The 26,931-nt window shown below is 37.4% G+C and carries 31 protein-coding genes and 1 other RNA gene; 22 read left to right on the top strand and 10 right to left on the bottom strand.

Annotated features, from left to right (window positions below; all coding sequences use genetic code 11):
- Positions 1-208 precede the first annotated feature (208 nt).
- Together rpsD and CHI06_RS12750 are read right to left on the bottom strand one after the other, a co-directional pair.
- Positions 209-811, bottom strand: a complete 603-nt coding sequence (gene rpsD, locus CHI06_RS12755; RefSeq protein ID WP_095248933.1) for a 30S ribosomal protein S4 — start codon at positions 809-811, stop codon at positions 209-211.
- A 337-nt stretch (positions 812-1,148) separates the two neighbouring features.
- Positions 1,149-1,631 (bottom strand): GAF domain-containing protein, encoded by a 483-nt coding sequence (locus CHI06_RS12750; RefSeq protein WP_095248932.1) that lies wholly within the window; start codon positions 1,629-1,631, stop codon positions 1,149-1,151.
- Positions 1,632-1,783: 152 nt separating this feature from the next.
- Between CHI06_RS12750 and refZ the strand changes: the two genes are divergently transcribed.
- From refZ to mbcS, 6 genes are all read left to right on the top strand, one after another.
- On the top strand, positions 1,784-2,413 hold the full coding sequence (refZ, locus tag CHI06_RS12745; RefSeq protein WP_095248931.1) for a forespore capture DNA-binding protein RefZ: 630 nt from the start codon (positions 1,784-1,786) through the stop codon (positions 2,411-2,413).
- A gap of 295 nt (positions 2,414-2,708) precedes the next feature.
- On the top strand, positions 2,709-4,394 hold the full coding sequence (gene ezrA, locus CHI06_RS12740) for a septation ring formation regulator EzrA (RefSeq protein ID WP_095248930.1): 1,686 nt from the start codon (positions 2,709-2,711) through the stop codon (positions 4,392-4,394).
- Positions 4,395-4,521: 127 nt separating this feature from the next.
- On the top strand, positions 4,522-5,664 hold the full coding sequence (locus tag CHI06_RS12735; protein WP_095248929.1) for a cysteine desulfurase family protein: 1,143 nt from the start codon (positions 4,522-4,524) through the stop codon (positions 5,662-5,664).
- Between the two features lies 1 nt (position 5,665).
- The gene (thiI, locus tag CHI06_RS12730) at positions 5,666-6,871 is read left to right on the top strand and encodes a tRNA uracil 4-sulfurtransferase ThiI (RefSeq protein ID WP_095248928.1); all 1,206 of its coding nucleotides are present in this window, start codon (positions 5,666-5,668) and stop codon (positions 6,869-6,871) included.
- Positions 6,872-7,103: 232 nt separating this feature from the next.
- A complete protein-coding gene (locus tag CHI06_RS12725; protein ID WP_045523648.1) occupies positions 7,104-7,310 on the top strand; it encodes an alpha/beta-type small acid-soluble spore protein in 207 nt (68 codons plus the stop codon).
- A gap of 155 nt (positions 7,311-7,465) precedes the next feature.
- Positions 7,466-9,049, top strand: a complete 1,584-nt coding sequence (mbcS, locus tag CHI06_RS12720) for an acyl-CoA synthetase MbcS (protein WP_095248927.1) — start codon at positions 7,466-7,468, stop codon at positions 9,047-9,049.
- A gap of 211 nt (positions 9,050-9,260) precedes the next feature.
- Here mbcS and CHI06_RS12715 read toward each other — a convergent pair whose 3' ends face one another.
- Positions 9,261-10,064: an NAD kinase gene (locus CHI06_RS12715; protein WP_095248926.1), complete on the bottom strand. Its 804-nt coding sequence runs from the start codon at positions 10,062-10,064 to the stop codon at positions 9,261-9,263.
- A gap of 158 nt (positions 10,065-10,222) precedes the next feature.
- On the opposite strand from CHI06_RS12715, the gene sppA reads away from it, so the two are divergent.
- From sppA to CHI06_RS12670, 9 genes are all read left to right on the top strand, one after another.
- A complete protein-coding gene (sppA, locus tag CHI06_RS12710) occupies positions 10,223-11,233 on the top strand; it encodes a signal peptide peptidase SppA (RefSeq protein WP_095248925.1) in 1,011 nt (336 codons plus the stop codon).
- Between the two features lie 13 nt (positions 11,234-11,246).
- The gene (locus tag CHI06_RS12705; protein ID WP_095248924.1) at positions 11,247-11,738 is read left to right on the top strand and encodes an RDD family protein; all 492 of its coding nucleotides are present in this window, start codon (positions 11,247-11,249) and stop codon (positions 11,736-11,738) included.
- A gap of 71 nt (positions 11,739-11,809) precedes the next feature.
- Positions 11,810-12,511 carry a DUF2953 domain-containing protein gene (locus tag CHI06_RS12700; RefSeq protein ID WP_257009263.1) on the top strand — a complete coding sequence of 234 codons (702 nt, stop codon included), beginning with the start codon at positions 11,810-11,812 and terminating at the stop codon, positions 12,509-12,511.
- Positions 12,512-12,529: 18 nt separating this feature from the next.
- Positions 12,530-13,018 (top strand): GerW family sporulation protein, encoded by a 489-nt coding sequence (gene ytfJ / locus CHI06_RS12695; RefSeq protein WP_095248922.1) that lies wholly within the window; start codon positions 12,530-12,532, stop codon positions 13,016-13,018.
- A 164-nt stretch (positions 13,019-13,182) separates the two neighbouring features.
- Entirely contained in the window at positions 13,183-13,683 is a 501-nt protein-coding gene (gene tpx, locus CHI06_RS12690; protein ID WP_095248921.1) for a thiol peroxidase, read from the top strand.
- A gap of 67 nt (positions 13,684-13,750) precedes the next feature.
- On the top strand, positions 13,751-14,734 hold the full coding sequence (locus CHI06_RS12685) for a class I SAM-dependent methyltransferase (protein ID WP_095248920.1): 984 nt from the start codon (positions 13,751-13,753) through the stop codon (positions 14,732-14,734).
- A gap of 244 nt (positions 14,735-14,978) precedes the next feature.
- Entirely contained in the window at positions 14,979-16,166 is a 1,188-nt protein-coding gene (locus CHI06_RS12680; protein ID WP_095248919.1) for an acetate kinase, read from the top strand.
- 111 nt (positions 16,167-16,277) lie between these two features.
- Complete coding sequence (locus CHI06_RS12675) at positions 16,278-17,114, top strand: EcsC family protein (protein WP_095248918.1); 837 nt, start codon at positions 16,278-16,280, stop codon at positions 17,112-17,114.
- 1 nt (position 17,115) lies between these two features.
- Positions 17,116-17,628 carry a MogA/MoaB family molybdenum cofactor biosynthesis protein gene (locus CHI06_RS12670; protein WP_095248917.1) on the top strand — a complete coding sequence of 171 codons (513 nt, stop codon included), beginning with the start codon at positions 17,116-17,118 and terminating at the stop codon, positions 17,626-17,628.
- A 32-nt stretch (positions 17,629-17,660) separates the two neighbouring features.
- On the opposite strand, the gene CHI06_RS12665 is transcribed toward CHI06_RS12670, so the two are convergent.
- Positions 17,661-17,975 carry a hypothetical protein gene (locus tag CHI06_RS12665; protein ID WP_095248916.1) on the bottom strand — a complete coding sequence of 105 codons (315 nt, stop codon included), beginning with the start codon at positions 17,973-17,975 and terminating at the stop codon, positions 17,661-17,663.
- Between the two features lie 63 nt (positions 17,976-18,038).
- Entirely contained in the window at positions 18,039-18,482 is a 444-nt protein-coding gene (locus tag CHI06_RS12660) for a universal stress protein (protein WP_095248915.1), read from the bottom strand.
- A 102-nt stretch (positions 18,483-18,584) separates the two neighbouring features.
- Here CHI06_RS12660 and CHI06_RS29740 point away from each other — a divergent pair, with 102 nt between their 5' ends.
- From CHI06_RS29740 to ald, 3 genes are all read left to right on the top strand, one after another.
- Positions 18,585-18,740: a hypothetical protein gene (locus tag CHI06_RS29740; protein WP_179292609.1), complete on the top strand. Its 156-nt coding sequence runs from the start codon at positions 18,585-18,587 to the stop codon at positions 18,738-18,740.
- A 140-nt stretch (positions 18,741-18,880) separates the two neighbouring features.
- Positions 18,881-19,102, top strand: coding sequence for a hypothetical protein (locus tag CHI06_RS12655; RefSeq protein ID WP_095248914.1), 222 nt, complete (start codon positions 18,881-18,883; stop codon positions 19,100-19,102).
- Positions 19,103-19,305: 203 nt separating this feature from the next.
- On the top strand, positions 19,306-20,427 hold the full coding sequence (gene ald, locus CHI06_RS12650; RefSeq protein WP_095248913.1) for an alanine dehydrogenase: 1,122 nt from the start codon (positions 19,306-19,308) through the stop codon (positions 20,425-20,427).
- 100 nt (positions 20,428-20,527) lie between these two features.
- On the opposite strand, the gene ssrS is transcribed toward ald, so the two are convergent.
- Both ssrS and CHI06_RS12640 read right to left on the bottom strand, forming a co-directional pair.
- Positions 20,528-20,724, bottom strand: a non-coding RNA gene (gene ssrS / locus CHI06_RS12645) — 6S RNA.
- A 55-nt stretch (positions 20,725-20,779) separates the two neighbouring features.
- The gene (locus CHI06_RS12640) at positions 20,780-21,877 is read right to left on the bottom strand and encodes a M24 family metallopeptidase (protein WP_095248912.1); all 1,098 of its coding nucleotides are present in this window, start codon (positions 21,875-21,877) and stop codon (positions 20,780-20,782) included.
- Between the two features lie 173 nt (positions 21,878-22,050).
- On the opposite strand from CHI06_RS12640, the gene CHI06_RS12635 reads away from it, so the two are divergent.
- The 3 genes from CHI06_RS12635 (at position 22,051) to CHI06_RS12625 (ending at position 24,477) form a co-directional block, all read left to right on the top strand.
- Positions 22,051-22,731 carry a metal-dependent hydrolase gene (locus CHI06_RS12635; protein WP_095248911.1) on the top strand — a complete coding sequence of 227 codons (681 nt, stop codon included), beginning with the start codon at positions 22,051-22,053 and terminating at the stop codon, positions 22,729-22,731.
- Between the two features lie 65 nt (positions 22,732-22,796).
- Entirely contained in the window at positions 22,797-23,033 is a 237-nt protein-coding gene (locus CHI06_RS12630) for a hypothetical protein (protein ID WP_095248910.1), read from the top strand.
- Positions 23,034-23,157: 124 nt separating this feature from the next.
- Positions 23,158-24,477 carry a CBS domain-containing protein gene (locus tag CHI06_RS12625; RefSeq protein ID WP_095248909.1) on the top strand — a complete coding sequence of 440 codons (1,320 nt, stop codon included), beginning with the start codon at positions 23,158-23,160 and terminating at the stop codon, positions 24,475-24,477.
- 36 nt (positions 24,478-24,513) lie between these two features.
- Here the strand turns inward: CHI06_RS12625 and CHI06_RS12620 are convergent, their stop codons facing one another.
- A complete protein-coding gene (locus CHI06_RS12620; RefSeq protein WP_095248908.1) occupies positions 24,514-24,822 on the bottom strand; it encodes a YtpI family protein in 309 nt (102 codons plus the stop codon).
- 97 nt (positions 24,823-24,919) lie between these two features.
- Between CHI06_RS12620 and CHI06_RS12615 the strand changes: the two genes are divergently transcribed.
- The gene (locus CHI06_RS12615; protein ID WP_095248907.1) at positions 24,920-25,864 is read left to right on the top strand and encodes a DHH family phosphoesterase; all 945 of its coding nucleotides are present in this window, start codon (positions 24,920-24,922) and stop codon (positions 25,862-25,864) included.
- 36 nt (positions 25,865-25,900) lie between these two features.
- On the opposite strand, the gene ytrI is transcribed toward CHI06_RS12615, so the two are convergent.
- Positions 25,901-26,404, bottom strand: coding sequence for a sporulation membrane protein YtrI (ytrI, locus tag CHI06_RS12610; protein ID WP_095248906.1), 504 nt, complete (start codon positions 26,402-26,404; stop codon positions 25,901-25,903).
- Positions 26,401-26,736 (bottom strand): YtrH family sporulation protein, encoded by a 336-nt coding sequence (locus tag CHI06_RS12605; RefSeq protein ID WP_045524254.1) that lies wholly within the window; start codon positions 26,734-26,736, stop codon positions 26,401-26,403. The genes ytrI and CHI06_RS12605 overlap by 4 nt, the downstream gene beginning before the upstream one ends.
- Between the last annotated feature and the right edge of the window lie 195 nt (positions 26,737-26,931).

Here is a 26,931-nt window from a genome sequence, read left to right as displayed (position 1 = left end):
CAGCGGTAACTATTGTTAGTAGGATTTTTACAAAGCAGTATACGTCTGTCCACTTTAATAATTTTGTTAATACTTCCCCCAAAAGCCCCCCATTTCATTGGGGGATAATACATAATTCTACAAAGCAGAGTAAAATAAAAAACCCTAGAAATTGCGTTATATCAACGCTTCTAGGGTTTTTATGATTGCTGTTTAATAAGCAAATCTATTAACGTGAGTAGAACTCGACGATAAGAGTTTCGTTAATTTCAGCAGGTAATTCAGAACGCTCAGGTGAACGAGTGAAAGTACCTTCAAGCTTGTCTGCGTCAAAAGTTAAGAAGTCAGGTACGAAGTTGTTTACTTCGATTGCTTCTTTAACTACATCAAGATTACGTGATTTTTCACGAAGAGTGATTGTTTGACCAGCAGCTAAACGGTATGATGGGATATCTACGCGAGATCCATCAACCAAGATATGGCCGTGGTTAACTAATTGACGAGCTGCACGACGAGTACGAGCTAAACCTAAACGGTAAACTACGTTGTCAAGACGTGATTCAAGTAGGATCATGAAGTTTTCACCGTGCACCCCACCCATTTTGCCAGCTTTGTCAAAAAGGTTACGGAATTGACGCTCAGTTACTCCATACATATGACGAAGTTTTTGCTTTTCTTGTAATTGCAATCCGTATTCAGAAAGCTTCTTACGTTGGTTAGGACCATGTTGTCCAGGAGCGTAAGGACGCTTTTCTAATTCTTTACCTGTGCCGCTTAGAGAGATTCCAAGACGACGAGAGATTTTCCAGCTTGAGCCAGTATAACGAGCCATGAATGACTCCTCCTTAGTGTTTTTATTTTGGTAAAATAAAAACCGTTATGAAACATCAATGATAGCCATTTTGTTTTCATGCACCTTCGCCCTAGCAGCAGAGGGTTACAAGATACACCATCAGAAGAGTCCGTTGACTCTTGAGGAACAAAATAAATCCATTCAAGTGTTCACATAGGCTGCAGTTATTTTACACAAAGGATATTATATAATTTTATTCATCAATGTGTCAAGTTAATTTCAGGAAAATCCGATCCACACTTGAATAATATATAGAAATGGATTTAAGCAAGCACTTGAGAAAATTTAAAAAACTCGCTGCGGCGAGTTTTTTATTTTACAAATATTCAACAAGGATAGCAGTAAGTTCTTCCAACTGTTCTTGGTCCAATTCATCAAAGCGATTTTTCTCTGGCGAGTCAATGTCCAAGACACCCAGTAATTTTCCATCTTTTATAAGAGGAATGACAATTTCAGAATTGGAGGCGGCGTCACAGGCGATATGTCCAGGAAATTGATGAACATCTTCCACTCGGAGTGTTTCTCTTGTTTTGGCAGATGTACCGCAAACACCTTTGCCAAGTGGAATGCGAACACAAGCGGGGAGACCTTGAAAGGGACCCAGTACTAGTTCATTGTTTTCATCCATTAAATAAAAGCCTACCCAGTTTATGCGATCTAGAAATTGGTTTAATAAGGCAGAAGTATTGCTAAGATTAGCAATTTGATTTTTCTCGCCATCGAGTAGGGCAGTCAATTGTTTCTTTACCAATTCATAATTTTCTTGGCGGCTCCCTTTGTACATTTCGACATTAAACATGTTTTTTCACCCATCTCTTTATTAATTTCTTATTTATTTTATCAAACTAACAAGAAAAAGAGCATACTTTGTCGATAACTTTATAAAGGAATCAACCCTCATAAAAAGAATAGTTATAGTAAGGATAAAAGTAATAGTGCAGGAGGTGTGAGATGAAAAAGGATTCTAAGGAAGAAATAGTGAAAGCGGCTATATCACTTTTTAATTCAAATGGATATGCTGGAACATCGATACGTGACATTGCTAAAGAAGCGAATGTTAACTCAGCAACCATTGCCTACCATTTTGAGAATAAGCTGGGCTTATTAGAATACTGCTTCACTTACTTTTTTGAGCAATACCTCAGTATTATTGAAGAAAAGTTTTCTTTACTAGATATAGGGGTAAAGGATTGTTTAAAACGAATTTCAGCTGATTTACTTCACTTTCAGTGTGAAAATATTGAACTTACAAGCTTCGTATACCGTGAAATGTCAATGGATTCTCAGGTAGTAAGAGAAATTATGTCCACCTATGCCTTAAAGGAAAAGTATTACTTCCAAAAGGTATTTGAAAAAGGGTTTGAAAGGAAAGAATTCCGTCCGCATTCTATCGCTTATCTAATTATCCAATACAAGGGTTTACTTATGATGCCTTTTATTAATGCTCATTATTTACGAGAAGTACTTTATATCTTTCCAAATGAAAGATTCTTTGAACAAAAGTATTTAAAGGAAATCAACAACTGGATTGAAAACACCCTAGGAACAAAATTTATAGAAAAGAAAGAGGCAATATTGTAATTGATACAAATAAACGGATTCTTATATGCTGAGCACTAGCTGGGAAAACAAATTTCCTTCAAGCAAGTGCTTTTTAATTTGGAGATTTATAGTATGTTGTGTTTTTTCGATGGGATTTATCATAAATTAGTAAATTAAAATTTCTTTTACAAAAAAAATGAAAATAATAGTCAAAAAATGTCGTTTACATGGTATCATAGAGGCATTGAACTTACCGACAATTATAATTTATTTATAGATTAGTATCTATTGCTTTGACGATTTAAATGAAGTGTTTGAAACAGGGGGCTTGAATGTGAAATATTTTATTGGATTTATCATCCTACTACTAGCCTTATTTGTATTGGGGTATTTTATAAAGAAAAAGTATTTTAAAGAGATGGATAGGTTAGAAGCCTGGAAAATTGATTTGTTTAATCGACCAATAATGGATGAAATGTCAAAGGTAAAACAATTGAATATGATCGGACAAACTGAAGAATTATTCGAGGGCTGGCGTAACCAATGGGATGATATCGTAACCGTTAAATTACCTGATTTGGAAGAGATGTTATTTGACGCCGAAGAATATATTGATCACTATCGCTTTAATAAGGCGAAAGGTATTCAACAGGATATCAATAATAAATTACAGGCAACAGAAAATGAAATTAATAAAATTGTTGAGGAACTTCATGAGCTTGTTGGAAGTGAAGAAAAGAACAGAACAGAAATTGAGCAGCTAAAGGAATTGTATCGGGAAACGAAAAAAACACTGCTTGCTCATCGTCATAGTTTTGGCAAATCCGAAAAACACTTAGAAACTCAATTAGAAGACGTAACGAAAAAGTTTCATGAATTTGATGAGAAGACTGAGAATGGCAACTATCTCGAGGCACGTGAACTCGTACTGTCAATTCATGATCAATTAGCAAAAGTTAAAAAGAATATGGATTTAATTCCGCAGCTTTTAATCGAGTGTCATTCACTTATTCCAGCACAATTATCTGATATTCTCGAAGGATATAGAGAGATGACTGAAAAAGGTTATTACTTAAGTCATATTCAGTTAGAAACTGAAATCGATAGTTTAAATGAAAAATTGGTTGAGTATTTAGCCTTTATTGAAGAGACTAAGATTGAAAATGCATTAGAAGGAATTGGTGAAGTTAAAGAACGGATTGACATACTTTTTGACTTACTGGAAAAAGAAGTGAATGCCAAGCATTTTATCATCCAAAACGAAAAAGGTATGAGTGGACTCTTAGGTTCTGTACTAGAAGAACATGACTCTCTTTCAAATGAAGTAAAGCATGTTCAGGAAAGCTATCATTTAACAGACAGTGATTTTGAAATACAAAGACACTTGGAAAAACAACTTGCCTCTGTTACAAAACATTACGAGATCCTAATGGAAAAATTGAATATGAATGAAACGGCATTAACGGTCCTCTGTGAAGAATTAAAGGAAATAAAAACTCATATCGAAATGATTCAGGAAGAGCAGGAAAATTTCGGACTCAAGCTTCAAGCATTAAGGAAGGATGAGTTCGAAGCCCGAGAAACACTGAAGGATCTAACCAAAAAAGTGGGAGAAACGATTCGGTTAGTTTCAAAAAGTAATATTCCTGGATTACCAGAAGATTATCAATACTTATATGAGGATACCAACGAGAGCATTCAAAACGTTAGACTGCAGCTTCAAGAGAAGCCACTTAACATTTCCGCACTTAATCAATATTTAGAAATTGCTGTTTTAACAGTAGATAAATTGTCTAATACTACAGTCGAATTGATTGAGAATGTATTGCTTGCTGAAAAAGCAATTCAATATGGAAACAGGTATCGAAGTCAATATCCATCGGTTGCCAAAGGACTAAATGATGCTGAACTCGCATTTAGACATTTTGAGTACCAGGAAGCATTGGAACAGGCAGCAACCTCCCTAGAATCCATTGACCCTGGAGCCTTAAAGAAAATTAAAGCAGCAGTAGGAAAATAGTGGAACAAACACTAAAAACCGATTCAGCCAAAATGGTGAATCGGTTTTTTTATTTAAAACACAAACCTTTTTCAATTGATTAAGTTTGTGGTAAGATTTAGTCCTGCAAAGGTGAGGTGTTAAAGTTATGATTTATTTTGATAATAGTGCGACCACAAAGCCCTATAAAGAGGTAGTAGACTCTTTTGTGAAGGTTTCAAGTGAATTCTTTGGCAATCCATCTTCCCTCCATGGATTAGGGGTTCAAGCAGAGAAACTTCTAACTCAGGCGCGAACACAAGTGGCAAACCTCCTAGGTGTTAAACCAACTGAAATTTACTTTACCTCCGGTGGTACAGAAAGTAATAACCTGGCTATTAAAGGGAGTGCAATTTTACATAAAAATAAAGGAAAACACATGATTTTATCTAGTATTGAGCACCCCTCAGTCCGTGGAGCAATGGAACAGCTGGAGAAATTAGGTTTTGAAATTACCTATTTGCCAGCTGACCATCATGGAAGAGTGAGGGTAGAGGATGTAAAAGCTTCTATTCAAAAGAATACAATCCTTATATCTGTAATGCAGGTCAATAATGAGGTTGGAACCATACAGCCTATTACAGAGATTGGTGAACTCTTAAACCAATATCCAAACATTCTCTTTCACGTAGACGCTGTACAAGCTGTCGGAAAAGTTCCCTTAAACCTAATAGAAAATCGTGTGGATTTATGTTCATTCTCAGCACATAAGTTTCATGGATTAAAGGGCACTGGTGCACTCTTTATTAGAGAAGGTGTTAGATTGGACCCTCTGCTTTCGGGCGGCAACCAAGAATGGAAAGTAAGAAGCGGTACGGAAAATGTTGCAGGTGCTGTTGCAATGGCTAAGGCTTTAAGGATGACGATTGGGAGTAGTGAAACGGGATTAGAAAGAATGAAACGGGTTAAATCACTATTGAGAAAAGGGCTTAGCAGGATCGATGGCGTTACAATCAATACGCCGCTTGAAAATTCTGCACCCCATATTCTAAACTTTTCAATCAGGGGAGTTAAAGCAGAAGTTTTAATCCATACACTAGAACAAAAAGGAATTTATTTATCAACAACAAGTGCTTGTTCTTCTAAAAAGCAATTACCAAGTCAAACACTTTTAGCCATGGGGATTCCGGACGATTTGGCTGACAGTGCGTTTAGAATAAGCTTATCCTACGATAATAGTGAGGATGAGGCACAAAAAGTAATTGTTGCGATAGAAGAAGGTGCCAAACAACTAAGAAGGGTTATGAAATAATATGAATTATGATCGTATCCTGATTCGCTATGGTGAAATTTCCACCAAAGGCAGAAATCGGAAGAAATTTGTAGATAAGTTAAGAAAGAGTGTTCGAATTGCATTGGCTCCCTTTCCGAAGATAAAAATACGTGCTGAGCGTGACAGGATGTATGTTCTCGTAAATGGCGAAAATGTCGAAGAAATTATCAAGTCATTGAAAAATATTTTTGGTATTCAGTCCCTTAGTCCAGCAATAAGAGTTGAAAGAGACCTTGAACAAATGAAAGAGGCTGCACTTTCATTAGTTAGAAGCCTGTACAAAGGGGGACAAACCTTCAAAATTTCTCCTAAACGCTCTGATAAATCATTTGAGTTGGATACAGCTGGTATCAATCATACATTTGGCGGGCATATTCTTGAAAATATACCAGGCATAAAGGTTGATGTGAAAAATCCTGATATTAACTTAAAAATCGAGGTACTAGCAGAGGCCATCTACATGTCTTGTGAGAACATCTTAGGAGCTGGCGGACTGCCAGTTGGTTCTAGCGGTAAAGCAATGCTGATGCTGTCCGGAGGAATTGATAGTCCAGTTGCAGGCTATTTGACCATGAAACGAGGGGTAGAAATAGAGGCAGTACATTTTTTCAGCCCCCCATATACAAGTGAAAGATCTAAGGAAAAAGTAATTGATTTGACCAAGAAGCTTTCTGGAATTTTTGGTTCCATGAAACTTCATATTGTCCCATTTACGACCATACAGCAAAGCATAAAAGAACAAATTCCTGAAAATTATTCGATGACCACAACAAGAAGGTTTATGCTTCGTATCACAGATGAAATTAGAAAAAAACAAGAAGCTCTAGCAATCATTACCGGTGATAACCTTGGTCAGGTTGCCAGTCAAACATTGGAAAGCATGTATGCCATTAATGAGGTAACCAATACCCCAATACTAAGGCCACTGCTGACAATGGATAAAAATGATATTATTAAAATCGCCAAAGAATTAGATACCTACGATATTTCAATCAGACCCTTTGAGGATTGCTGTACAATTTTTGTCCCGTCCTCACCAAAAACAAAACCAAAAAGAGAAAAAGTCCAGCACTACGAAAGCTTCCATGACTTTGACTCCTTAATCCAAAAAGCAGTAGAAGAAACAGAAACACTAACTATTAGGCCTGATAGCAAACAGACCTCAGAATTTGAAGATTTATTTTAGATTAGGCTGTGTAACCACCTATATTGATTGGAGCGGAAGGGCACGAGACTCCTGCAGGAGGCTTCCCGAACCGCCTGCGGAAAGCGAAGTGCCTGAAGCAGAAATCGGCAACGAAATCTAACACAGCCCTAAATAAGAAAAATGTGAAATATTTGTGAACAATTACCAATTATAAAAAAGAATACTGCCATGTGATTCTACACATTCTATACTCACAAGGAGGTGATATCACATGGCTAATAACAATAACTCAAATCAATTACTTGTACCTGGTGTAGAGCAAGCTCTTTCTCAAATGAAATACGAAATTGCTACTGAATTTGGTGTACAACTTGGTGGGGATACAACTTCACGCGCTAACGGTTCTGTTGGTGGTGAAATCACTAAGCGTTTAGTCGCAATGGCTGAGTCTCAATTAGGCGGCGGATTTTCACGATAACAAATAAATAAGATGGCTACAGAGAGTGGGATTTTTCCCACTCTCTTTCTTTATGTACAAAAAAACTATTTTTAGTATAACAATTTTAAATTTTTGAATAATTTTGTATAATAATATTTGTGATAAAGTTTTTATTTTGAGTGAGGGGGAGAAACATGAACCGTGAAGAATTAATTGCACCAGAAAAGTATAATCTTGTATCGGAAGTCGAACGTTTTGCAAAAGATCCAGAAAGATTAGCAATAAAATGGGAAAATGAATTAGGGGAAACGAATCAGGTTACATATCAAGAGTTATTGAAAAAGGTGAATCAAGCGGGAAATGTTTTCAAACAAAATGGTTTAAAAAAAGGCGATGTTGTCCTAGTCATCATACCAAGACTAATTGAGGCCTATGTTGTTTACTTAGCTGCGTTAAAAGCTGGACTAGTTGTCATTCCAAGCTCAGAAATGCTGCGTGAAAAAGACCTTCAATATCGTATTACACATGGTGATGTAAAAGCTGTAATTAGTTATTATCCTTATGTTGATCAATTTAAAAATATTTCAAGTGCCCAGCCACTATTGAAGTTTTCGGTTGGTGAAAAGCAAGAGAGTTGGATTCATCTAGAGGAAGAAATGAAAGCGGCATCACAGGAGTTTGGATTTGCTGATACACTTCGTGATGACATGGCATTTTTATCGTATACATCAGGAACAACCGGTAATCCCAAAGGGGTTGTACATACACATGGATGGGCTTTTGCACATTTAAAAACAGCTGCACCAAAATGGCTTTGTATTGAAGATAGTGATACCGTTTGGGCAACTGCGGCTCCTGGCTGGCAAAAGTGGATTTGGAGTCCTTTTTTATCTGTTCTTGGTTCAGGAGGAACGGGGCTAGTGTATAACGGCAAATTTGATCCCCAGAAGTATTTAAGCCTTCTAGAAAAATATTCCGTTAATGTCCTTTGCTGTACACCAACTGAATATCGAATAATGGCAAAGGTAGAGAATCTGGGAGATTTCAAATTACCTAGCCTGCATAGTGCTGTTTCTGCTGGGGAACCACTTAATCGTGAGGTTATTGATACGTTTAAGAGACACTTTAATGTGGATGTCCGTGATGGCTATGGGCAGACTGAAAACACACTGTTGGTTGGAATAACAAAAGGAATGGAGCTTAAATCAGGTTCCATGGGCAAACCAACTCCAGGTAATAGGGTGGAAATCATCAATGAAGAAGGCGAAATTTGTTCAGTTGGAGAAGTTGGGGATATCGCCGTGCACATTGAAACCCCTGCCTTATTTAAGAACTATTATAAGGACCCAGAGAGAACTGCGATGCAATTCCGTGGTGAGTACTATATTACAGGTGATAAGGCAAAAAAGGATGAGGATGGATACTTTTGGTTTGAAGGGCGTGGAGACGACATCATTATCAGTTCCGGCTACACAATTGGACCATTTGAAGTGGAGGATGCACTTGTAAAACATCCTTTTGTTAAAGAATGTGCGGTAGTAGCCAGCCCAGATGAAATTCGCGGTTTTATTGTAAAGGCGTTTGTCGTGTTAAAAGAGGATATTGACGTTAATGATCCTGAATTGACAAAAAAACTGCAAGAGCATGTCAAAACACTAACAGCTCCGTATAAATATCCTAGAAAAATCGAGTACTTGTCAGAACTGCCAAAAACAACTTCAGGGAAAATTCGTCGAATCGAACTTCGTCAGCAAGAAATGCAATCAATAAAACAATAGTTAGAAATTAAGAAGGCTGTCGAATCACTCGACAGCCTTCTTGCTTTTTATAAAAGGCTATGTAAAAGCTTATCATTGATTTTGGCACTCTGTTGATTTGTGCGGAAAGCGAAGCGCCTCGGGACAGGCAGAGACCGTCTGTCCCTGCGGTGATTATTCGGAGAAGCATTCCTTAGTGGAGCACAAAACAACAGCAAAGTTTAACAGAGCATTATAAAAAAGTTCTCTTTACTTTTTCCCAGAAGGAATTGTCTTTTAATTTCAAAGTTTTAATTTTTTTATCACTGAGTTTGATTTGGATATTATCAACATGGCGGATACTCAATGCCTCATTGTCTAATCCCATTGTAGGATGCTCATTACCTTCAGTAGAAATAATTTTAAGCGTCAGTGTACGTTCGCCGCCAATTACAAAAGGAGCACCTAATGTACGGTACTTGTTATTGTTAATAGATGCCACCTCGCTTATTTGCATGCAGGAAATCAATGGATCCACAACAGCGCCATTTACGGATTTATTATAAGCTGTACTGCCTGTCGGAGTAGCAACGATTAATCCATCTCCACGAAACGTTTCAAAATGAAGGTCATTAATAAATACATCTAATTCCAGTGTTTTTATGATGGATGAGCGAATACTAAACTCATTAAGGCAGGGAAATTTACCTTGCCCATCTACCATTACCTCTATATATGGATAGCGGCGCACTTTTAGGTCTTCATTTGAAACGGCTTCTACCATCTTTGATGAATCATCAATTTTGAAATCACAATACATACTTAAACTATCCTTGATTGTGATACCGCCATAAAGAACATCATCTCGAAATCCCGTTTTTCTCACAGCCTGCAGGAAGGTTCCGTCATCACCGATACTCGCAATGATATTGGCCTGTCGGTGGTCCTGTACAATCGTTAATCCAAACTTATTTGCAGATTCTTCTAAATTTCCGACCTTTGCAAGCATTTCTTTATTTAAGTGGTGATAAAAAAAGATATTACGTCTATGTTCCATAGTACCCTCCAAATTTTGGTTATTAATTTGTGAAAATAGCCCAATAAACTTTTTATTTTTGATAAACTAAGGTAGTCCTGCATTAATTTTAGCATTATCTTGAAGCAATATTAAATTATGTAAAAAAATTTTAAAAATAAACGAGGAGGATTCTTAACATGAATGGGAAACGATGGGCCGCTCTTGGAATTGCTGCGGCATTATTTTTTGTATCAGTTATGATTAATTTTTTATCTGCATTTGCCTTTAAAGGTGTTGAAACAGATATAAGTGAGCTTTTAGCAGCAACGGATATTCCTTTTACGGAGGAAGTTATACAGGAAGGAAATGAAATGAAGAAGATTGCTGTATTGGACGTCAATGGTGTTATTCAAGATACAAATGACGCAGAATCATTATTTCAAGCAGCAGGATATAATCATCAAGGATTTATGAAAAGATTAGATTTTATTAAAGAGGATGATAGCGTCAAAGGGATTATTCTTAAGGTTAACTCACCGGGTGGCGGAGTAGTTGAAAGTGCTGAAATCCATAATAAGCTGCTTGAAATACAAAAGGAAACAAAGAAACCAGTATATGTCTCAATGGGATCTATGGCTGCTTCGGGCGGGTATTATATTTCCGCTGGTGCGAAAAAGATCTTTGCCAGTGAAGAAACAATGACTGGTTCACTAGGTGTAATTATGCAGGGAATCAATTATGAAGGATTAGCCGAAAAGTATGGAGTGGATTTTGTAACCATCAAAAGTGGTCAATATAAAGATATTATGAGTCCGACACGACAAATGACGGAGGAAGAACGGCAAATCCTCCAAAAAATGATCGACAATTCCTATGAGGGTTTTGTTAAGGTTATTGCTGAAGGCAGAAAGATGACCACAGATCAGGTGAAAAAGATTGCGGATGGAAGAATCTATGATGGAAGACAGGCGAAAGAGCTTAACTTAATAGACGGCTTTGGATACTTAGAAGATGTAATCGAACAGATGATGGAACAGGAGAAGCTAAAAGATGCAAAGGTTGTACGCTATACCGAGCAAATAGGCTTTGGTTCGTTATTAAATTTAAAGGTTCAAAAATTTATTGGTGCGGATAGTGAGATGGCTGGACTTATGGATATTTTATCAAGACCCAATTCTCCACGTCTAATGTATTTGTATGCAGAGTAGGGGGGAACTGTAGATGGAAAATCAATTAAATACAAATGAATTAGTTAAAGTTGATGAGCAAGAACCCACTCATGACTCCGATACAATCTCCATTCGTTATGCGGGTTTTTGGATGCGGTTCTGGGCGTACCTGCTGGATTTAATTGTTGTGGGGAGTATAGAGCGATTAATTATTAAACCCATATTTAGGGCACTTGAGATTCCATTAATAGAATTTAATATGTTTGCCCCGATTTCCATAGCATCCGCAATCATATTTTATTTATATTTCGTGTTAATGACAAAGAATTTTAATCAAACGCTTGGAAAAATGGTATTTGGAATAAAAGTTATTGATTTGAAGAATGACAAATTATCATGGGGAACTATACTTTTTCGGGAATGGATTGGCCGGTTTATCTCTGCAACAGTAGTTATTGGATATATTATTGTTGCCTTTTTACCCAAAAAGCAAGGACTTCACGACCTCTTTACAGATACCTCCGTCATTCATGTAGAACGATAATTCTGGCCCGCTAACAATTCGTTAGCGGGTTTATTTTTCCTTCTTCAGGTGATACTAATTAGCTGAAAGGAGTGAAAAATTTGGTATGGCTGTATATAGCTCTCATCGCTATTATTTTATTATTTCTACTAATCATTTTTTCGAAGCTAACAATCCATCTTAATTTTTTTCATCATAATGATAATGATGAATTGAGTGTAGTGTTTAAGCTTTGGTTTGGATTAATTAAATACACAATAAATGTCCCTTTAATAAAAATTGATGATAACTCACCGAGTATTGTCCTAAAGGGTAATACAAGTATGGCAGATTCAGGTGAGGGTGAATCTTCGAGCAAGGTACAACAAGTTGACAAGGATTACATTGTGACTAAATTGTCAGATGCAAAAGAAATCCTCCAGCATGTTGTTAAAATGCAAGTGATCGTAAGTAAATTTATGAAAAGAATAGTCATTAAGCATTTTGAATGGCATTCATTAGTTGGCGTAGGCGATGCGGCACATACTGGCATTATTACTGGTGCCCTTTGGACTCTAAAAGGAAGTGTTGTAGGCATGCTCAGTAACTTTTTGAGACTAAAAGAAATGCCGGTTTTATCCGTTACTCCCCATTTTCAAATGGCTATTATCCAAACCCGGATTACATGTATTATTCACTTTCGTATCGGGTATGCTATTTTAGCAGGATTAAAACTAATAAAATTCTGGAAGGGCGGACGCCCAAATCTCAAAATGAACACCGCTTATTCGAAGGAAAAAACTAAAACCGTTTAAAAAGAGGAGGAAACAGCCGTGTCTGAACATCCAATTCAAGGTTTAATGACGACAGCAATGGAAAGTTTAAAAGAAATGATTGACGTAAATACGATTATTGGTGATCCTGTTGAAACACCTGACGGAAGTGTCATTCTTACCGTTTCAAAGGTTGGTTTTGGATTTGCTGCAGGTGGAAGTGAGTTTAAACTTGATAGCTCTCAATCAAAAGGTCAAGAACAGGGCCAAGGACAGGGACAAGGACAACCAAAGCTGCCATTTGGCGGCGGTAGCGGTGGAGGAGTCTCCATTACTCCAATTGCTTTTTTAATTGTGAATTCACATGGAGTAAAAATGCTTCACCTTGACGAAAGTACACATCTTTATGAAAAGATTTTAGAAATGGCCCCACAAGCAGTGGATAAGATTCAGCAAATGTTCTCGAAAAAAAATGAGCAGCAGAGCTCGGGGCAAGGTTCGCAGCATTCCACACAGAACCAATCACAAAAGCAAGAATTTGATATATAGGAGTAAAAGTTAACTTCCACATATAAATGGAAGTTAACTTTTTTCATGAAAGTAAAAGCTTAAATCATTGCAAAAAAAATTCTGAAAAGATATATTAACACTGTACATAATTATGATGAAGGCGTAATTTATTTCGCTTTTGTACGAAAAAGGAGGATGTTTAAATGGCAAACGTAACTTTCAAGGGGAACCCAGTAACATTGCTAGGCAACGAAGTAAAGGTGGGCGACAAAGCTCCTAATTTCAGCGTTTTGGCAAATGATTTATCACCTGTAACGCTAGAGAATACAAAAGGACAGGTTCGTTTAATTAGTGCCGTTCCTTCTTTAGATACTGGCGTATGTGATGCAGAAACACGTCGTTTTAATGAAGAAGCAAATGGTTTAGGTGATGTTAAAATCCTAACTGTCAGTGTAGACCTTCCATTTGCACAAAAACGCTGGTGCGGAGCAAACGGCATTGAAAATGTCCAAACTCTATCAGATCATCGCGACCTTTCTTTTGGAGAAGCATTCGGTGTGGCAATTCAGGAGCTGCGCTTATTGGCACGTGCTGTATTTGTTGTAGATTCTAGTGATACTGTTACTTATGTGGAATATGTAAGTGAGGCAACAAATCACCCGAATTATGAGGCAGCACTTGAAGCTGCTAGGAATGCAAAGTAATTTAGATGACGATAGAAGGCCTCGTCAATGGATGAGGCCTTTTTCTTTATTGTAGGAGGTATATAGTATGAAAATGGCTCCAGTCGAGCAGCTATTTACATTATTTAATGAAACTGCTCTTGTTTTACAGGAAGAACTATCTTGTACCTATTTAGAAGCATTAGCCGAAACCGGTGAGAATTTATTTCACGGATCTGTACTTCAGGATGAAATAAGTGAAATAACTGAAAAAAGACTTCAGAAACAATACAAAGAAATACATTTGAGCAGTTTTACTAAGGAAGAAATTCGAAAAGCCTATCAGCTTGTCATCTTAAAAGGAATGAAAGAAAATGTTCAGCCTAACCATCAAATGACGCCTGATAGTGTGGGGATGCTAATGAGCTATCTAGTGGATAAATTTATAGAGCAGCCCACCTTCCGTTTGTTAGACCCTGCGATTGGAACAGGAAATTTAGTAACAACTGTATTAAATCAGCAGACAAAAAATGTCCAATCTATTGGTATTGAAATAGATGACCTGTTACTTAAACTTGCTTATGTGAATGCAAATTTACAAGAGCACCCTATTGAACTTTTTAATCAAGATAGTCTTGAACCTTTATTTATTGATCCTGTCGATGCAGTAATCGCCGATTTGCCAGTAGGATATTATCCCAATGATGTTCGGGCGTCAGATTACCAGTTAAAAGCACCAGAGGGGCACTCTTATGCGCATCATTTATTTATTGAACAAAGTGTCAATCACACAAAGCAGGGAGGATATTTATTTTTTATCATTCCAAATGGTCTTTTTGAAAGTGATCAGGCACAACAGCTTCGAGAATACTTTAAGGAAGAAATCATTGTTCAAGGAGTACTTCAACTTCCACTAAGTATGTTTAAGAATAAAAATGCAGCAAAAAGTATTTTGGTCCTGCAAAAGAAGGGTGAAGGGATTGCGGCGCCTAAACAAGCCTTACTTGCCAAACTTCCAAACTTATCCAGTGCAGTTGAGATGGACAATATCTTGAGAAAAATCGATAAATGGTTTCTAGATAATAAGCGGTAAAACCGGGTTTCGCAGCGGTTTTATCGCTTTTTTATTAGTTGAGAACAATTAGAATAATGTGAATAAATTTTCATTTTGCAGGTAACCGTTTCCATCCAATTTCCTCCTTGAAATGAAATATATACAGTGATTAAATGAGGTGATGAGAGCAATAAACGATGTCTGTTTGAGCAAAATAACTTTGTACTGAAAAAAAGGACTTTCTTGAACCGATGTTGTTTTTATAAAAGGAGCGGTAAATGTAATGTCTAAAATAATTGCAATTAATGCGGGCAGTTCATCTTTGAAGTTTCAATTATTTGAAATGCCGACTGAAGAAGTAATTACAAAAGGACTTATTGAAAGAATTGGCATAAACGATTCAATATTCACCATCTCGGTTAATGGTGAAAAAGTTACGGAAACAACGGAAATTCCTGACCATGAAGTAGCTGTAAAATTGCTGCTTGATAAGCTTACTACTTTAGGTATTATTCAATCTTTAAATGAAATTGAAGGAATTGGTCATCGTGTGGTTCATGGCGGAGAAGAGTTTAGTGATTCCGCTCTTATTACAGAAGAAGTTCTTAATAAGATTGAAGAATTATCAGAATTAGCTCCATTGCATAATCCTGCGAACGTTACAGGAATTAAGGCTTTTAGAGGTGTTCTTCCAAATGTTCCTGCTGTTGCTGTATTTGATACAGCCTTTCACCAAACAATGCCAGAAAGTTCATACCTCTATAGTCTTCCATATGAATATTATGAAAAATATGGTATTCGTAAATATGGATTCCATGGTACGAGTCATAAATATGTTTCACAGCGTGCGGCAGAACTTTTGGGTCGTCCAGTTGAACAGCTTCGCCTTCTTTCCTGCCACTTAGGAAATGGAGCAAGTATCGCTGCCATTGAAGGTGGAAAATCAATTGATACATCAATGGGCTTTACACCTCTAGCTGGGGTTACGATGGGAACTCGTTCAGGTAATATCGACCCTGCGTTAATTCCATTCATTATGGAAAAAACCAATAAAACAGCAGAAGAAGTACTTGATGTGTTAAATAAAGAGAGCGGAATGTTAGGGGTTTCTGGTTTCTCAAGTGATTTAAGAGATATTGAAATTGAAGCACGTAATGGAAATGAACGTGCTCAGCTAGCATTGGATGTTTTTGCTAACCGTATCCATAAATATATTGGTTCATATGCTTCACGTATGTATGGGGTGGATGCCATTATCTTTACAGCAGGTATTGGTGAGAACAGCGATGTAGTTCGTGAACAAGTCTTAAAAGGTCTAGAATTTATGGGTGTTTATTGGGATCCGGCTTTAAATAAAATTAGAGGTGAGGAAAGGTTTATTAACTATCCGCACTCACCTGTAAAAGTAATCGTTATTCCTACAAATGAAGAAGTAATGATTGCACGTGACGTTGTACGTTTAGCACAATAATCCATACAAAAAAGGCAGACTGTCCATAGGATGGTTTGCCTTTTTGCATTTTTTAAGTATATTTCTTTGTGATATACTGGAAGGAACTATAGGAAGTGAGGAGGGATACCTATGCCATTAACTGAACGGGAAATAGAGGTAATGAATGAAATTAGAGAGTGGGAAAAGCATTTATTAAATTACGAGGCAAATGATTTACAGCTTACGTATGAAAAATATTTAGAGCGTTCTTTCACTTTATTACCTGAAAATGTTCAACACCAGTTTCTTTCGGTTATTGATACCTGGCTGTTCCATTTGCACGGAATGATTCAGGGCTCTCAGATACAGATGGATGCTAAGGAGAGAATCCTATCTTCTGGCCGCGTTTTTAATAAGGAATTGCACCAAATTGAGGATTTAAGGAAATTGGATATAGATCAGTTACAATACATAGCCATGCAGCAAATTGCAAGGCACCGACTATACTCTTTTGCGCAAGGAGGCTTAGCGGGAACGGGTGGACCGCTGCTGTTAGGTACCGACATTCCGGCAATGGCTGTCATTAATTTGAGGGTGGTACAACTAATTGCCATGACATATGGTTTTGAGGTTAATACTCCTTACGAGATGATGAGTTCTCTAAAGGTCTTTCATACTGCAACACTGCCCCCTCGTCTTCAAAAAGAGGGCTGGTCTAGCTTAAGGAGTGAAATGAGCTCGAGCGATGACCATTACTTTTATGAAGGAAATGAAGAAATCTCAGATGTAACCTGGCTGGAGCAGCCTATTCAACAATTACTAAAGGCAATGGTGATAACAATATTCCGTAAACGACTTATACAAGGAATACCGGTTGTAAGTATGGCTATCGGTGCAGGGGCAAATTATCAATTAACAAGAAAAGTTACAGAATTTGCCCATAACTATTACAAACTGAGATACCTAAATCAGAAAGAGGAAATTTAAGATGAGTACTACCGAACACAAGCAAGAGGCTCCAAAGAAAGTTAATTGCAAAGTGATTACTGTAAGTGATACAAGAAATAAGGATACCGATAAAAGTGGCAAGGCAATGATGGAAATGCTAGAACAAGCAGGGCATACTATTGTTGATTATGTCATCGTTAAGGATGAAGCAGATCCTATTAAAGAGTCCATTTTAAATGGCTGTGAGCGTGAAGATATTGATGTCATCCTAACAAATGGCGGTACTGGAATAGCCAAACGTGATGTAACCATTGAAACCGTTCAGGGAATGTTAGATAAAGAAATCGTTGGCTTTGGAGAATTGTTTAGGATGTTGAGCTACCAAGAGGATATCGGCTCAGCTGCTATTCTTTCACGAGCGATAGCGGGAGTAGTAAAGAATAAAGCTGTGTTTTCTACTCCAGGTTCTACAGGAGCAGTAAAACTTGCTATGAATAAGTTAATACTTCCTGAGATTGGTCATATAGTGAGAGAAATTAAAAAAGATTTATAGTTAAAAGAGCTCCCAGCAAAAGGGAGCTCTTCTTATTGATGCATTTTATCTGCCATTATTTGATTAGCCCTGTACCAAAGCCATAAATCATTAATGATAGAAGCAAGTTCAGCAATCTCACTGTTTAAATCACATGATTTTTTAAAGTTATTTTCATTAGAAAGCTGTGCTTGCTTTTGATTAATCGTATTTTCAAGTTCAGCAATTCGATCAGGAATGGAACCTCGAATTTTTTCCCAATGAAACAGAATAGCCTCCTGTGTTTCCTCACTATTGTGTGCCCATTCCATTTCTAGATTGGGAATCGAAATGCCAAGCCGTTGATCGTAGGAAAAATGTTCTTTCATGTGATAGCCTCCAAGACGAGTTATATTTCTATTTTACAACACATCCAGAAAGCATTCACGATTTTATTTCTGTGTTCGGACAATGAGGACATCACATGGGGAGTAACGGGTAATGTGTTCAGAAACACTGCCAATCAAGAATCTCTCAACTGCATTCATGCCAGTCGCACCACAAACAATTAAGTTTATATCGTGCTTTTTAGCTATTTCCTTGGGGATTTTAACTTTAGGTGAGCCGTATTCAATTTCAAATTGAACATGTACAACGCCAGAAGCTATTGCTTGGATTTGGTATTTTTCCAGCATATCTATTGCTAGTTTGTTTGCACGATCTGCAATATCTGGATCATATTTATCAATTAACAAAAATGACCTTGTGTCTATCACATGTGCTAATAATAATTTAGCATTATTCCTCTTAGCAATTTCAATTGATTTTTCTAGTGCCCACTCTGATTCTTGTGAACCATCAATGGCAACTAATATATGGTCATATTTAACGCCCATGTAGATCCCTCCTCACCTAAATTATACAATAATTTCTAGGGATAAATGTTTCAATTTTTCGAAAAATAAAGGAGTAACAATATATGGAAAGGAGATTAAAAGATGTTGAAACAAGACCCAAATAAATTTACATTTGAATTTAATGAAAATGGTACAAATGAGGTAAGCGAGCAAATCATGGATTCCTATAATAGCGGATATATTGGTCAAGAGATGGAACAAATCAGCAGTGAGGGTTATCAGGATAATGAAGAATAGCAGCTAAACTCGCTTTCAAGCGAGTTTTTCTATGCAAATGTCTACTTAAATTTTTATACTCAGGGACATATACCCAAGAAACCAATTTCATATGTGCATATTCTTTAGTGTGAGAAGTATAAATTGAGGAGGAAAAGATTATGCACATGAATCAAAATGATATGAGGTTTGGCTTCGGCTTTGGTCGTCCGGGCTTCGGGTTTGGCCGGCGTCGTTTTGGGTTTCCATTTGGATTCTTAGGGGGATTAGTACTAGGGGCAGCATTAAGTCCACGTCCTTACTATTATCCTTACCCGTATCCATACTATCCGCCATACCCATATCCTTACTATCCTTACTATCCTTACTATCCTTATTATTAACAATCATAGCCTTTGCAGGTCAAATACCTGCAAGGCTTTTTTACTGAAATTATTGTGATAAACTCAATTTTCATAATAAATAAGTTGGGATTCCACTTTATATTTGGTAAAATGAAAGTGCTTTCATTGTTAATTCTTTACTATGAGTAAAGGTTATAATAAAATCATCATTGGTTCAGTTAATATTAATTGGGGGTAAGTACATGCGGATCGGGGTACCGAAAGAAATAAAAAATAATGAGAATCGCGTTGCGATGACACCAGCAGGGGTCTTCAATCTTTTGAAATTTGGTCATGAGGTATTTATTGAAAAAGGGGCAGGACTTGGTTCGGCTTTTACCGATGAAGATTATATAACTGCAGGTGCAAAAATAGTAGAAACTGCTTCAGAAGCTTGGTCAATGGAAATGGTTATGAAGGTGAAAGAACCTCTGCCAAGTGAATATCAATATTTTCGTGAAGGATTAATTCTATTTACATACTTACATTTAGCTCCTGAACCAGAGCTAACAAAGGCCTTAATTGATAATAAAGTGGTTGGAATTGCATATGAAACAGTCCAGTTACCAAATAACTCTTTGCCGTTATTAACCCCAATGAGTGAAGTGGCAGGAAGAATGGCTGCACAAATTGGTGCTCAATTCCTTGAAAAAGTTCATGGCGGGAAAGGGATTCTCTTATCTGGGGTTCCGGGTGTTCAAAGAGGAACAGTAACCATTATTGGCGGTGGTGTTGCGGGAACAAATGCTGCTAAAATGGCAATTGGACTTGGAGCAAAAGTTACCATTATTGACCTGAATCCAGACCGTCTTCGTCAACTGGATGATATCTTTGGTTCTGACATCACCACATTAATGTCTAATCCTTATAATATTGCTGAAGCGGTTAAAGAATCTGACTTAGTGATTGGTGCGGTACTAATTCCAGGTGCAAAGGCTCCTAAGTTAGTTTCCGAAGCAATGATTCAATCGATGACACCAGGAAGCGTCGTAGTGGATATTGCAATTGATCAGGGTGGTATCTTTGAAACAACTGATCGTATTACAACACACGATAACCCTACATATATAAAACATGGAGTTGTTCATTATGCCGTTGCCAATATGCCTGGGGCGGTTCCTAGAACTTCAACTATTGGCTTAACCAACGTAACAGTACCATACGCAATTCAAATCGCAAATAAGGGGTATAGACAAGCATGCCTTGAAAATGAAGCGCTGCTAAAAGGTATCAATACCCTAGGCGGCTTTGTAACTTATGAAGCAGTGGCAGAAGCACATGGTCTTCATTACTCAGATACAAAAACATTACTTGGACAACTTTAAATGTTCTTAAAAGGAAGAGATTAATTCTCTTCTCTTTTTTTTAAATAAGATAAAATAAAGCCAGCTTCCATAAGGAAGCTGGCAGTTAAATTTTGAAAATGATAAAGCCGCATTTGCCGTACCTCATATAAGAAAGTTTTAAACCACCACTCCTCAAAGTGGGTGTTCGCAAAAGCCTTCCTGCTTGTCCTCCATGTCGTATAGACAGAGGCATGTCATTATAGCTTCGATAGTAAAACTCCCTTTTACAGCTTAAAGGTTAAAACTTTATTATCACTACGAACAACGCAGCTTGTATTTGTATATTACTGCAAATCCTTCAACACTTCAATGGTAAAAAAATCTAAATCTCTTATCGAATGATTTGTAGTTCTTTAGGGAATTTTGTTAAGACGTTAGCTCCGTCAGCAGTAATATATATATCATCCTCAATCCGTACTCCTGCAACATTAGGAACGTAAATTCCTGGTTCAATGGTATACACCATTCCTTCTTCAATAACTAATTGGTTTGTCTCTGTCATCGAAGGGTACTCATGTACACTAATCCCTAATCCATGTCCAAGTCGGTGCGGGAAGTATTCTCCATAGCCTGCTTCAGCAATGATTCTTCGTGCGGTTAAGTCAACTTCAGCTGCAGTTGCACCAGGTTTACTTGCCTCTATTGCCGCTAATTGTGCTTTAAGTACAGTATCATAGATTTCTTTTTGTTTATCATTTATATCACCATAGGCAACGGTCCTTGTAATATCTGAACAATAGCGATCTACTACTACACCTAAATCAAATAAGACTAAATCGCCCTTTTGAATTTTTGTCTTACCTGGATTACCGTGAGGGGACGCAGCATTTGCACCCGTCAAAACCATAGTTGAAAATGACATTTCGGTTACGCCTTTTTGCTTAAGTTCATATTCAACCGCGTTAAGGACATCTAATTCTGTTCTTCCCTCTTTTATTTCATTGCAGCCCACCTCAATGGCATAATCAGCTAATGCGCAAGCCTCTTCAATAACTTTTAATTCCTTGGCATCTTTAATCATCCGCAGCTTTCTTAATTTTTCTTCAGCGGAAACAAACGCTGCCCCAGGAAATAAAGCGGATAGCTGTTCATAGCGTTCCACATTCATATGTTCCTTTTCAATCGCAACTTTTTTTATTCCGTTAAGTCTTTTATTAATTGAAGTATGTACTAATTCCCATGGATTCTCGATATCACTGTAGCCAATGATTTCTTGGCTCCAGCCAGAGCCTTTGACATCATGTACTTCCATCCCAGGACATACAAGGAAGGGCTCTTTTTCTTGGAAAACAGCTAAGGCAAGTAAACGCTCGTGGGGATTTGAGAAAAACCCGCTTAAATAAAATACATTTTCAGAAGAAGTGATGAAGCTTACTTCAATTCCATTTTCCCTCATCCATGCTTGAAGTTTTTTTAATCGTTGATTCATTTTTACGCCTCCTAAAATAAACATCCTTCTTGAGGGTATCAATTTTAAATCCCTGTGTAAACAATCTATCAATAGGATGTGCTAAAACCAGCTGCTTATGGATATAAATGAGGAAGGAATTTTGTTTTTTTTATGGAAGTACATATTATAACAATTTTGGAGGAGATGGATAAATGAAGGTATCTTATCATGGGCATTCAGTTGTTCAAATTCAGGTCAATGGTAAAAAAATTATCATTGATCCTTTTATTCGAGGAAATCAGTTAACAGATTTAAAAGTGGACGACGTAAATCCAGATGTAATTTTGTTAACACATGGTCACAATGATCATGTTGGAGATAGTGTTGAGTTAGCGAAAAGAAACAATGCACTAGTTATTGCCAATCATGAGATTTCAACATTCTTAGGCTGGCAGGGTGTCAATACTCATGGCATGCATATCGGCGGCGCACATCAATTTGATTTTGGTAAGGTAAAATTAACACAAGCTTTTCATGGTTCAAGCTATACGACAGAAAGTAATGAAATTATTTATTGCGGTATGCCAGCTGGAATATTATTTATGGCAGAAGGAAAAACAATCTACCATGCTGGTGATACAGCATTATTTTCGGATATGAAGCTCATCGGAGAAAGACACCCGATAGATTTAGCTTTCTTGCCAATCGGTGATAATTTTACAATGGGTCCAGAAGATGCAGCGTATGCAGCAAAATTATTAGGTGCAAAAACAATTGTTCCGATACACTACAATACGTTTCCTCCGATTAAGCAGGATCCGGAGCAATTTATTGAAATGCTTGAAAATAAGAATGGAAAAGTGATGGGACCTGGAGAATTTATAGAATTATAATACTTTTTTTTCCCTTCTTTGCATAAAGTGAAACAAGCAGTTCGTTTTGAAGGGAGACAAAAGAATTGAAAAAAAACCGATATTTACTATGCCTTTTGCTTTGTGGATTTATGCTTTATTTTGCTGTTCCGAGGCTCTCGGTATTTGCAAAAGGTCTAGAAGGTGTCTTTGCCATAAGCTGGCTTGCGTTTGCGCTAATTGTTTTGGCAGGGAACCTGACCGCCATGTTGTATAGTCCCAAAAAGGGAGCAAAAAAACGCCAAGCGCTTCGAATCAACAAAAAATCACGATCTTATTATTAATCCCCACACTACAAAGGGAGCCTATAAAACGGCTCCTTTTGCGTTGGTTTATTATTCGAAATAATGGTATAAATAATATATCGATTAATTTATTATTAAAGGGCTATAGAAGAGGGTGAAGGTCTTGGCTACAAAGCATGAACAGATTCTGCTATATATTGATGAACTTCCAGTAGGGGAAAAAATATCTGTACGTCAAATCGCCAAGGCGATGACAGTAAGTGAAGGTACAGCCTACAGAGCGATCAAGGAAGCCGAAAATAAAGGATATGTCAGTACAATTGAGCGTGTAGGTACGATTAGGATAGAACGCAAGAAAAAAGAGAATATTGAAAAGCTTACCTTTGCTGAAGTGGTTAATATTGTGGAAGGTCAGGTTTTAGGCGGGAAGACTGGATTGCATAAAACACTAAATAAATTTGTTATCGGGGCAATGAAACTAGAGGCGATGATGCGCTATACGGGTCCAGATAACCTTTTAATCGTGGGAAATCGTACACAAGCACAGGAGCTTGCATTAAAGGCTGGTGCAGCTGTATTAATTACCGGTGGCTTTGATACCGAAGACCATATCAAAAAATTAGCAGACAGCCTGGAAATGCCGATTATATCGACCAGTTATGATACCTTTACAGTGGCAACGATGATAAACCGCGCCATTTATGACCAGTTGATAAAAAAGGAAATTATTCTGGTGGAGGATATCCTAACCCCTCTTTCAGAGACTTACTTCCTGAAGAGTTCTGATAAGGTTTCTGTGTGGCATAACCTAAATCATGAAACCACCCACAGCCGATATCCTGTTGTTGATCAAAACATGAAGATTCAAGGAATGGTAACGGCAAAGGATGTTATGGGTCAGGATGCTGATATGTCCATTGATAAGATCATGACAAAACAGCCGATGACTGTTTCTGGCAAGACAAGCGTTGCCTCTACCGCACATATGATGGTTTGGGAAGGTATTGAAGTCCTTCCAGTTGTGGATGATAACAACCGTCTTGAAGGAATTATTAGCAGGCAGGATGTATTAAAAGCATTACAAATGAATCAACGCCAGCCGCAGGTAGGAGAAACTCTTGATGATATTGTCACCAACCAAATGGTGTTAATGCGTGGAAGAGCAAAAGGGGAAGAAGTATACACCAGTGAAGTTACTCCGCAAATGACAAACCATCTAGGAACCATTTCCTACGGAGTTTTCACGACAATTGTTACAGAGGCAGCGAATCGTATACTGAGAAGCTATAAAAAAGGTGATCTTGTGGTTGAAAACATGACCATTTACTTTCTCAAGCCTGTTCAGATGGAAAGTGTTATCGAAATCTTTCCGAAAGTCCTTGAAGTAGGCCGAAAGTTTGGAAAGGTCGATGTCGAGGTCTTTAATGATGGCATCCTAGTCGGAAAAGCAATGATGATGTGTCAGTTGATTGATAGGACATAAAAAAAGGCCGCTACCAAAGGGTAAGCGGCTCATTCTTTACTGCGCGTTATAGGTTGCTGCTTCTTCTGCTGCAAATGGCAGATAATGTTTATATTTCTTAATTCCCACCCAGGTAAATACTGCTCCATATACAATAAAGATGACAGAAACAATCGTTGTAACAAGCGATTGTGAAATGAAGAATAAATGGTTGAATCCAAATAAGCCGACAAACAGTCCTAGTGCAATATTGGATTTGGCAGCAAGCCATTTCTTTTCAACTGGACGGCTACTTCTAAAGTATTTGGTTTTATAGAATAAATAGAAAGCAAATAGGATGACAATCAGAAAAACTAGAACAGACATTAAATTTCCTCCAAGTCTAAAATTCTCTTGTTCATTGTACATATTATTTTACCAAAATTCTACCCTTGCTTAAAAAAACAATAGAGAGGTGATCACATTGAATGAAAAAATCCTAGAAATGATTGAACAATATGAAACCATTATCGTCCATCGCCATGTCCGTCCAGACCCGGATGCGTATGGTTCACAATGTGGATTAGTTGAAATTTTGAAAGAATCCTATCCAAATAAAAAGGTATTCGCTGTTGGAAAAGAAGAAAGGTCGCTTCATTTTATGCGCCGTCTAGATTCCATTGAAGATGAGGTTTACAAAGGGGCATTAGTCATTGTCTGCGACACAGCAAATGCTGAAAGAATTTGCGACAAAAGATATTCATTGGGCGATAAGCTTATCAAAATAGACCATCATCCTAACGAGGATCCTTACGGTGATTTATTATGGGTGGATACGACAGCAAGTTCCTGCAGTGAGATGATTTATGAATTCTATCTATTTGGTAAAGACCGAGGATTAAAATTAAATGATGAAGCTGCCAGGCTTTTATTTGGCGGGATTGTTGGAGATACAGGAAGATTTCTATTTCCAAGTACTACAGATAAAACCTTTGCATATGCAGGGGAACTGATTCATTATAATTTTTCTCGTACCGAACTCTTTGACAAAATGTACGAGCGTGATACCAATATTATTAAATTAAACGGCTACATCCTGCAAAATTTTGAAATGCAGAGTAACGGCGTAGCTTCGGTCCTTCTTACAAAGAAACTATTGGAAGAATATGATGCAGTGCCATCAGAGGCCTCATTACTTGTAGGTACATTAGGAGATGTAAAAGGGATTAAGGCATGGGTCTTTTTTATTGAAGAGGAAGATCAAATCAGGGTACGTCTGCGTTCAAAGGGTCCAATAATCAATGGGGTTGCCAGAAAGTTTAAAGGCGGAGGACATCCACTTGCCTCAGGTGCTTCTATTTATTCATGGGATGAAGTGGATCATGTAATGAAAGAACTTAGTGAAGTTTGTGACAAGTATCAACCATAATGAAAGAATCGGCCTTAAGTTTCGGGCCGATTCTTTTCATTGTTCGAATTCTATTTCTAGTTGAATGGAAAGCGTAGTAAAAATAACCATTTCTTTGACTCGCAGTTTATACCTTTTGTCATTTATTTTAACAGGTTTATTATGAATGACTTTTTTGATTAATTCCTTGCTTTTATAGACTGTATCGATGTCCTTTGCGATCATCAAATTAATATCATCTTTTACCGAATCTTCAATTTCAGAAACACTTAGCATGTCTAGCTTGTATTTTTCCCAATTTGTTATTTTAATATTGATTTTTTGAATTGTCAGCTGTTCAATCGTCCGTTTATTAATCTCTTTATACTCTTCCTGCCATATCTTTTTTTCTTCCTTTAAGTCAACGATTTCTTCCCTTTGTTTATCAATTAATGCAGTATGCTGCTCCTGCCACACACCAAATATATAAATGAAAATACACCAGCTAATCGCACCGCCAATGACCATTCCTGCAAAAAAACGCTGCCATGCAGGGTATCGATAGTAGGGAGGAATTCTCACGATATATACTCCTGTGTTAACCAATTAATAATCAGTGCACCTGTCTGCGCGCCGCCTAATGCAGAAAGGATAATGAGGAGCTGCTTAAAAATGTCCCGTGTTTCTGCATTAAATAACCCCCTCTCAAAGGTGTACACGGCATCAAATGTCCCTCCAATGGCAGCGACAATTGCCCAAATTCTTAAGTCTGTAGACAGCCTGTAAACAGCCGTCAGCGGTGGTTGTCCAGTTAGAAAGGCAGCGATTCCCCCAATTAATGAACCGCCTAAAATAACGCCTAATGCAATAAAATAGCTTTCAATAAAAGTAGGAAAAAAACCGATTTCTTTCATAACCTCAACCGCCCTTACAAAGTATAAATACCCTTATATCATTTATATGGACAAACATACTTGATTATGTTTTTTAATATGGCTGTGTTAAAGGAAACTGTTGATGTTGTAGCCCTGTTGATTTGTGCGGAATGCGCGAGACTCCTCGAAAATGCTATCGCATTTTCCTCGTGCGTGGGCAGATTCGAGGATGTA

Origin of the sequence: Bacillus sp. 7884-1, assembly GCF_002272245.1 — a bacterium.
In the GTDB taxonomy this organism is placed as follows: Bacteria; Bacillota; Bacilli; order Bacillales; family Cytobacillaceae; genus Neobacillus.
The sequence above is the reverse complement of the archived record's forward strand: the minus strand, read 5'-3'. Positions and strand labels throughout refer to the sequence as shown.

Excerpts from the sequence above, each read along its gene's own strand:
- CHI06_RS12660 (WP_095248915.1), bottom strand. The coding sequence starts at position 18,482 with ATGGGCGTTAAATATGACCATATATTAGTTGCCATTGATGGTTCACAA.
- CHI06_RS12665 (WP_095248916.1), bottom strand. The coding sequence starts at position 17,975 with ATGAAAGAACATTTTTCCTACGATCAACGGCTTGGCATTTCGATTCCC.
- CHI06_RS12680 (WP_095248919.1), top strand. The coding sequence starts at position 14,979 with ATGTCTAAAATAATTGCAATTAATGCGGGCAGTTCATCTTTGAAGTTT.
- CHI06_RS12635 (WP_095248911.1), top strand. The coding sequence starts at position 22,051 with ATGAAGGTATCTTATCATGGGCATTCAGTTGTTCAAATTCAGGTCAAT.
- tpx (WP_095248921.1), top strand. The coding sequence starts at position 13,183 with ATGGCAAACGTAACTTTCAAGGGGAACCCAGTAACATTGCTAGGCAAC.
- mbcS (WP_095248927.1), top strand. The coding sequence starts at position 7,466 with ATGAACCGTGAAGAATTAATTGCACCAGAAAAGTATAATCTTGTATCG.
- CHI06_RS12675 (WP_095248918.1), top strand. The coding sequence starts at position 16,278 with ATGCCATTAACTGAACGGGAAATAGAGGTAATGAATGAAATTAGAGAG.
- CHI06_RS12735 (WP_095248929.1), top strand. The coding sequence starts at position 4,522 with ATGATTTATTTTGATAATAGTGCGACCACAAAGCCCTATAAAGAGGTA.
- CHI06_RS12605 (WP_045524254.1), bottom strand. The coding sequence starts at position 26,736 with ATGAAAGAAATCGGTTTTTTTCCTACTTTTATTGAAAGCTATTTTATT.
- CHI06_RS12750 (WP_095248932.1), bottom strand. The coding sequence starts at position 1,631 with ATGTTTAATGTCGAAATGTACAAAGGGAGCCGCCAAGAAAATTATGAA.
- CHI06_RS12670 (WP_095248917.1), top strand. The coding sequence starts at position 17,116 with ATGAGTACTACCGAACACAAGCAAGAGGCTCCAAAGAAAGTTAATTGC.
- CHI06_RS12655 (WP_095248914.1), top strand. The coding sequence starts at position 18,881 with ATGCACATGAATCAAAATGATATGAGGTTTGGCTTCGGCTTTGGTCGT.
- CHI06_RS12705 (WP_095248924.1), top strand. The coding sequence starts at position 11,247 with ATGGAAAATCAATTAAATACAAATGAATTAGTTAAAGTTGATGAGCAA.
- ald (WP_095248913.1), top strand. The coding sequence starts at position 19,306 with ATGCGGATCGGGGTACCGAAAGAAATAAAAAATAATGAGAATCGCGTT.
- CHI06_RS12620 (WP_095248908.1), bottom strand. The coding sequence starts at position 24,822 with ATGTCTGTTCTAGTTTTTCTGATTGTCATCCTATTTGCTTTCTATTTA.
- CHI06_RS12715 (WP_095248926.1), bottom strand. The coding sequence starts at position 10,064 with ATGGAACATAGACGTAATATCTTTTTTTATCACCACTTAAATAAAGAA.
- thiI (WP_095248928.1), top strand. The coding sequence starts at position 5,666 with ATGAATTATGATCGTATCCTGATTCGCTATGGTGAAATTTCCACCAAA.
- CHI06_RS12640 (WP_095248912.1), bottom strand. The coding sequence starts at position 21,877 with ATGAATCAACGATTAAAAAAACTTCAAGCATGGATGAGGGAAAATGGA.
- rpsD (WP_095248933.1), bottom strand. The coding sequence starts at position 811 with ATGGCTCGTTATACTGGCTCAAGCTGGAAAATCTCTCGTCGTCTTGGA.
- sppA (WP_095248925.1), top strand. The coding sequence starts at position 10,223 with ATGAATGGGAAACGATGGGCCGCTCTTGGAATTGCTGCGGCATTATTT.
- CHI06_RS12725 (WP_045523648.1), top strand. The coding sequence starts at position 7,104 with ATGGCTAATAACAATAACTCAAATCAATTACTTGTACCTGGTGTAGAG.
- CHI06_RS29740 (WP_179292609.1), top strand. The coding sequence starts at position 18,585 with ATGTTGAAACAAGACCCAAATAAATTTACATTTGAATTTAATGAAAAT.
- CHI06_RS12685 (WP_095248920.1), top strand. The coding sequence starts at position 13,751 with ATGAAAATGGCTCCAGTCGAGCAGCTATTTACATTATTTAATGAAACT.
- refZ (WP_095248931.1), top strand. The coding sequence starts at position 1,784 with ATGAAAAAGGATTCTAAGGAAGAAATAGTGAAAGCGGCTATATCACTT.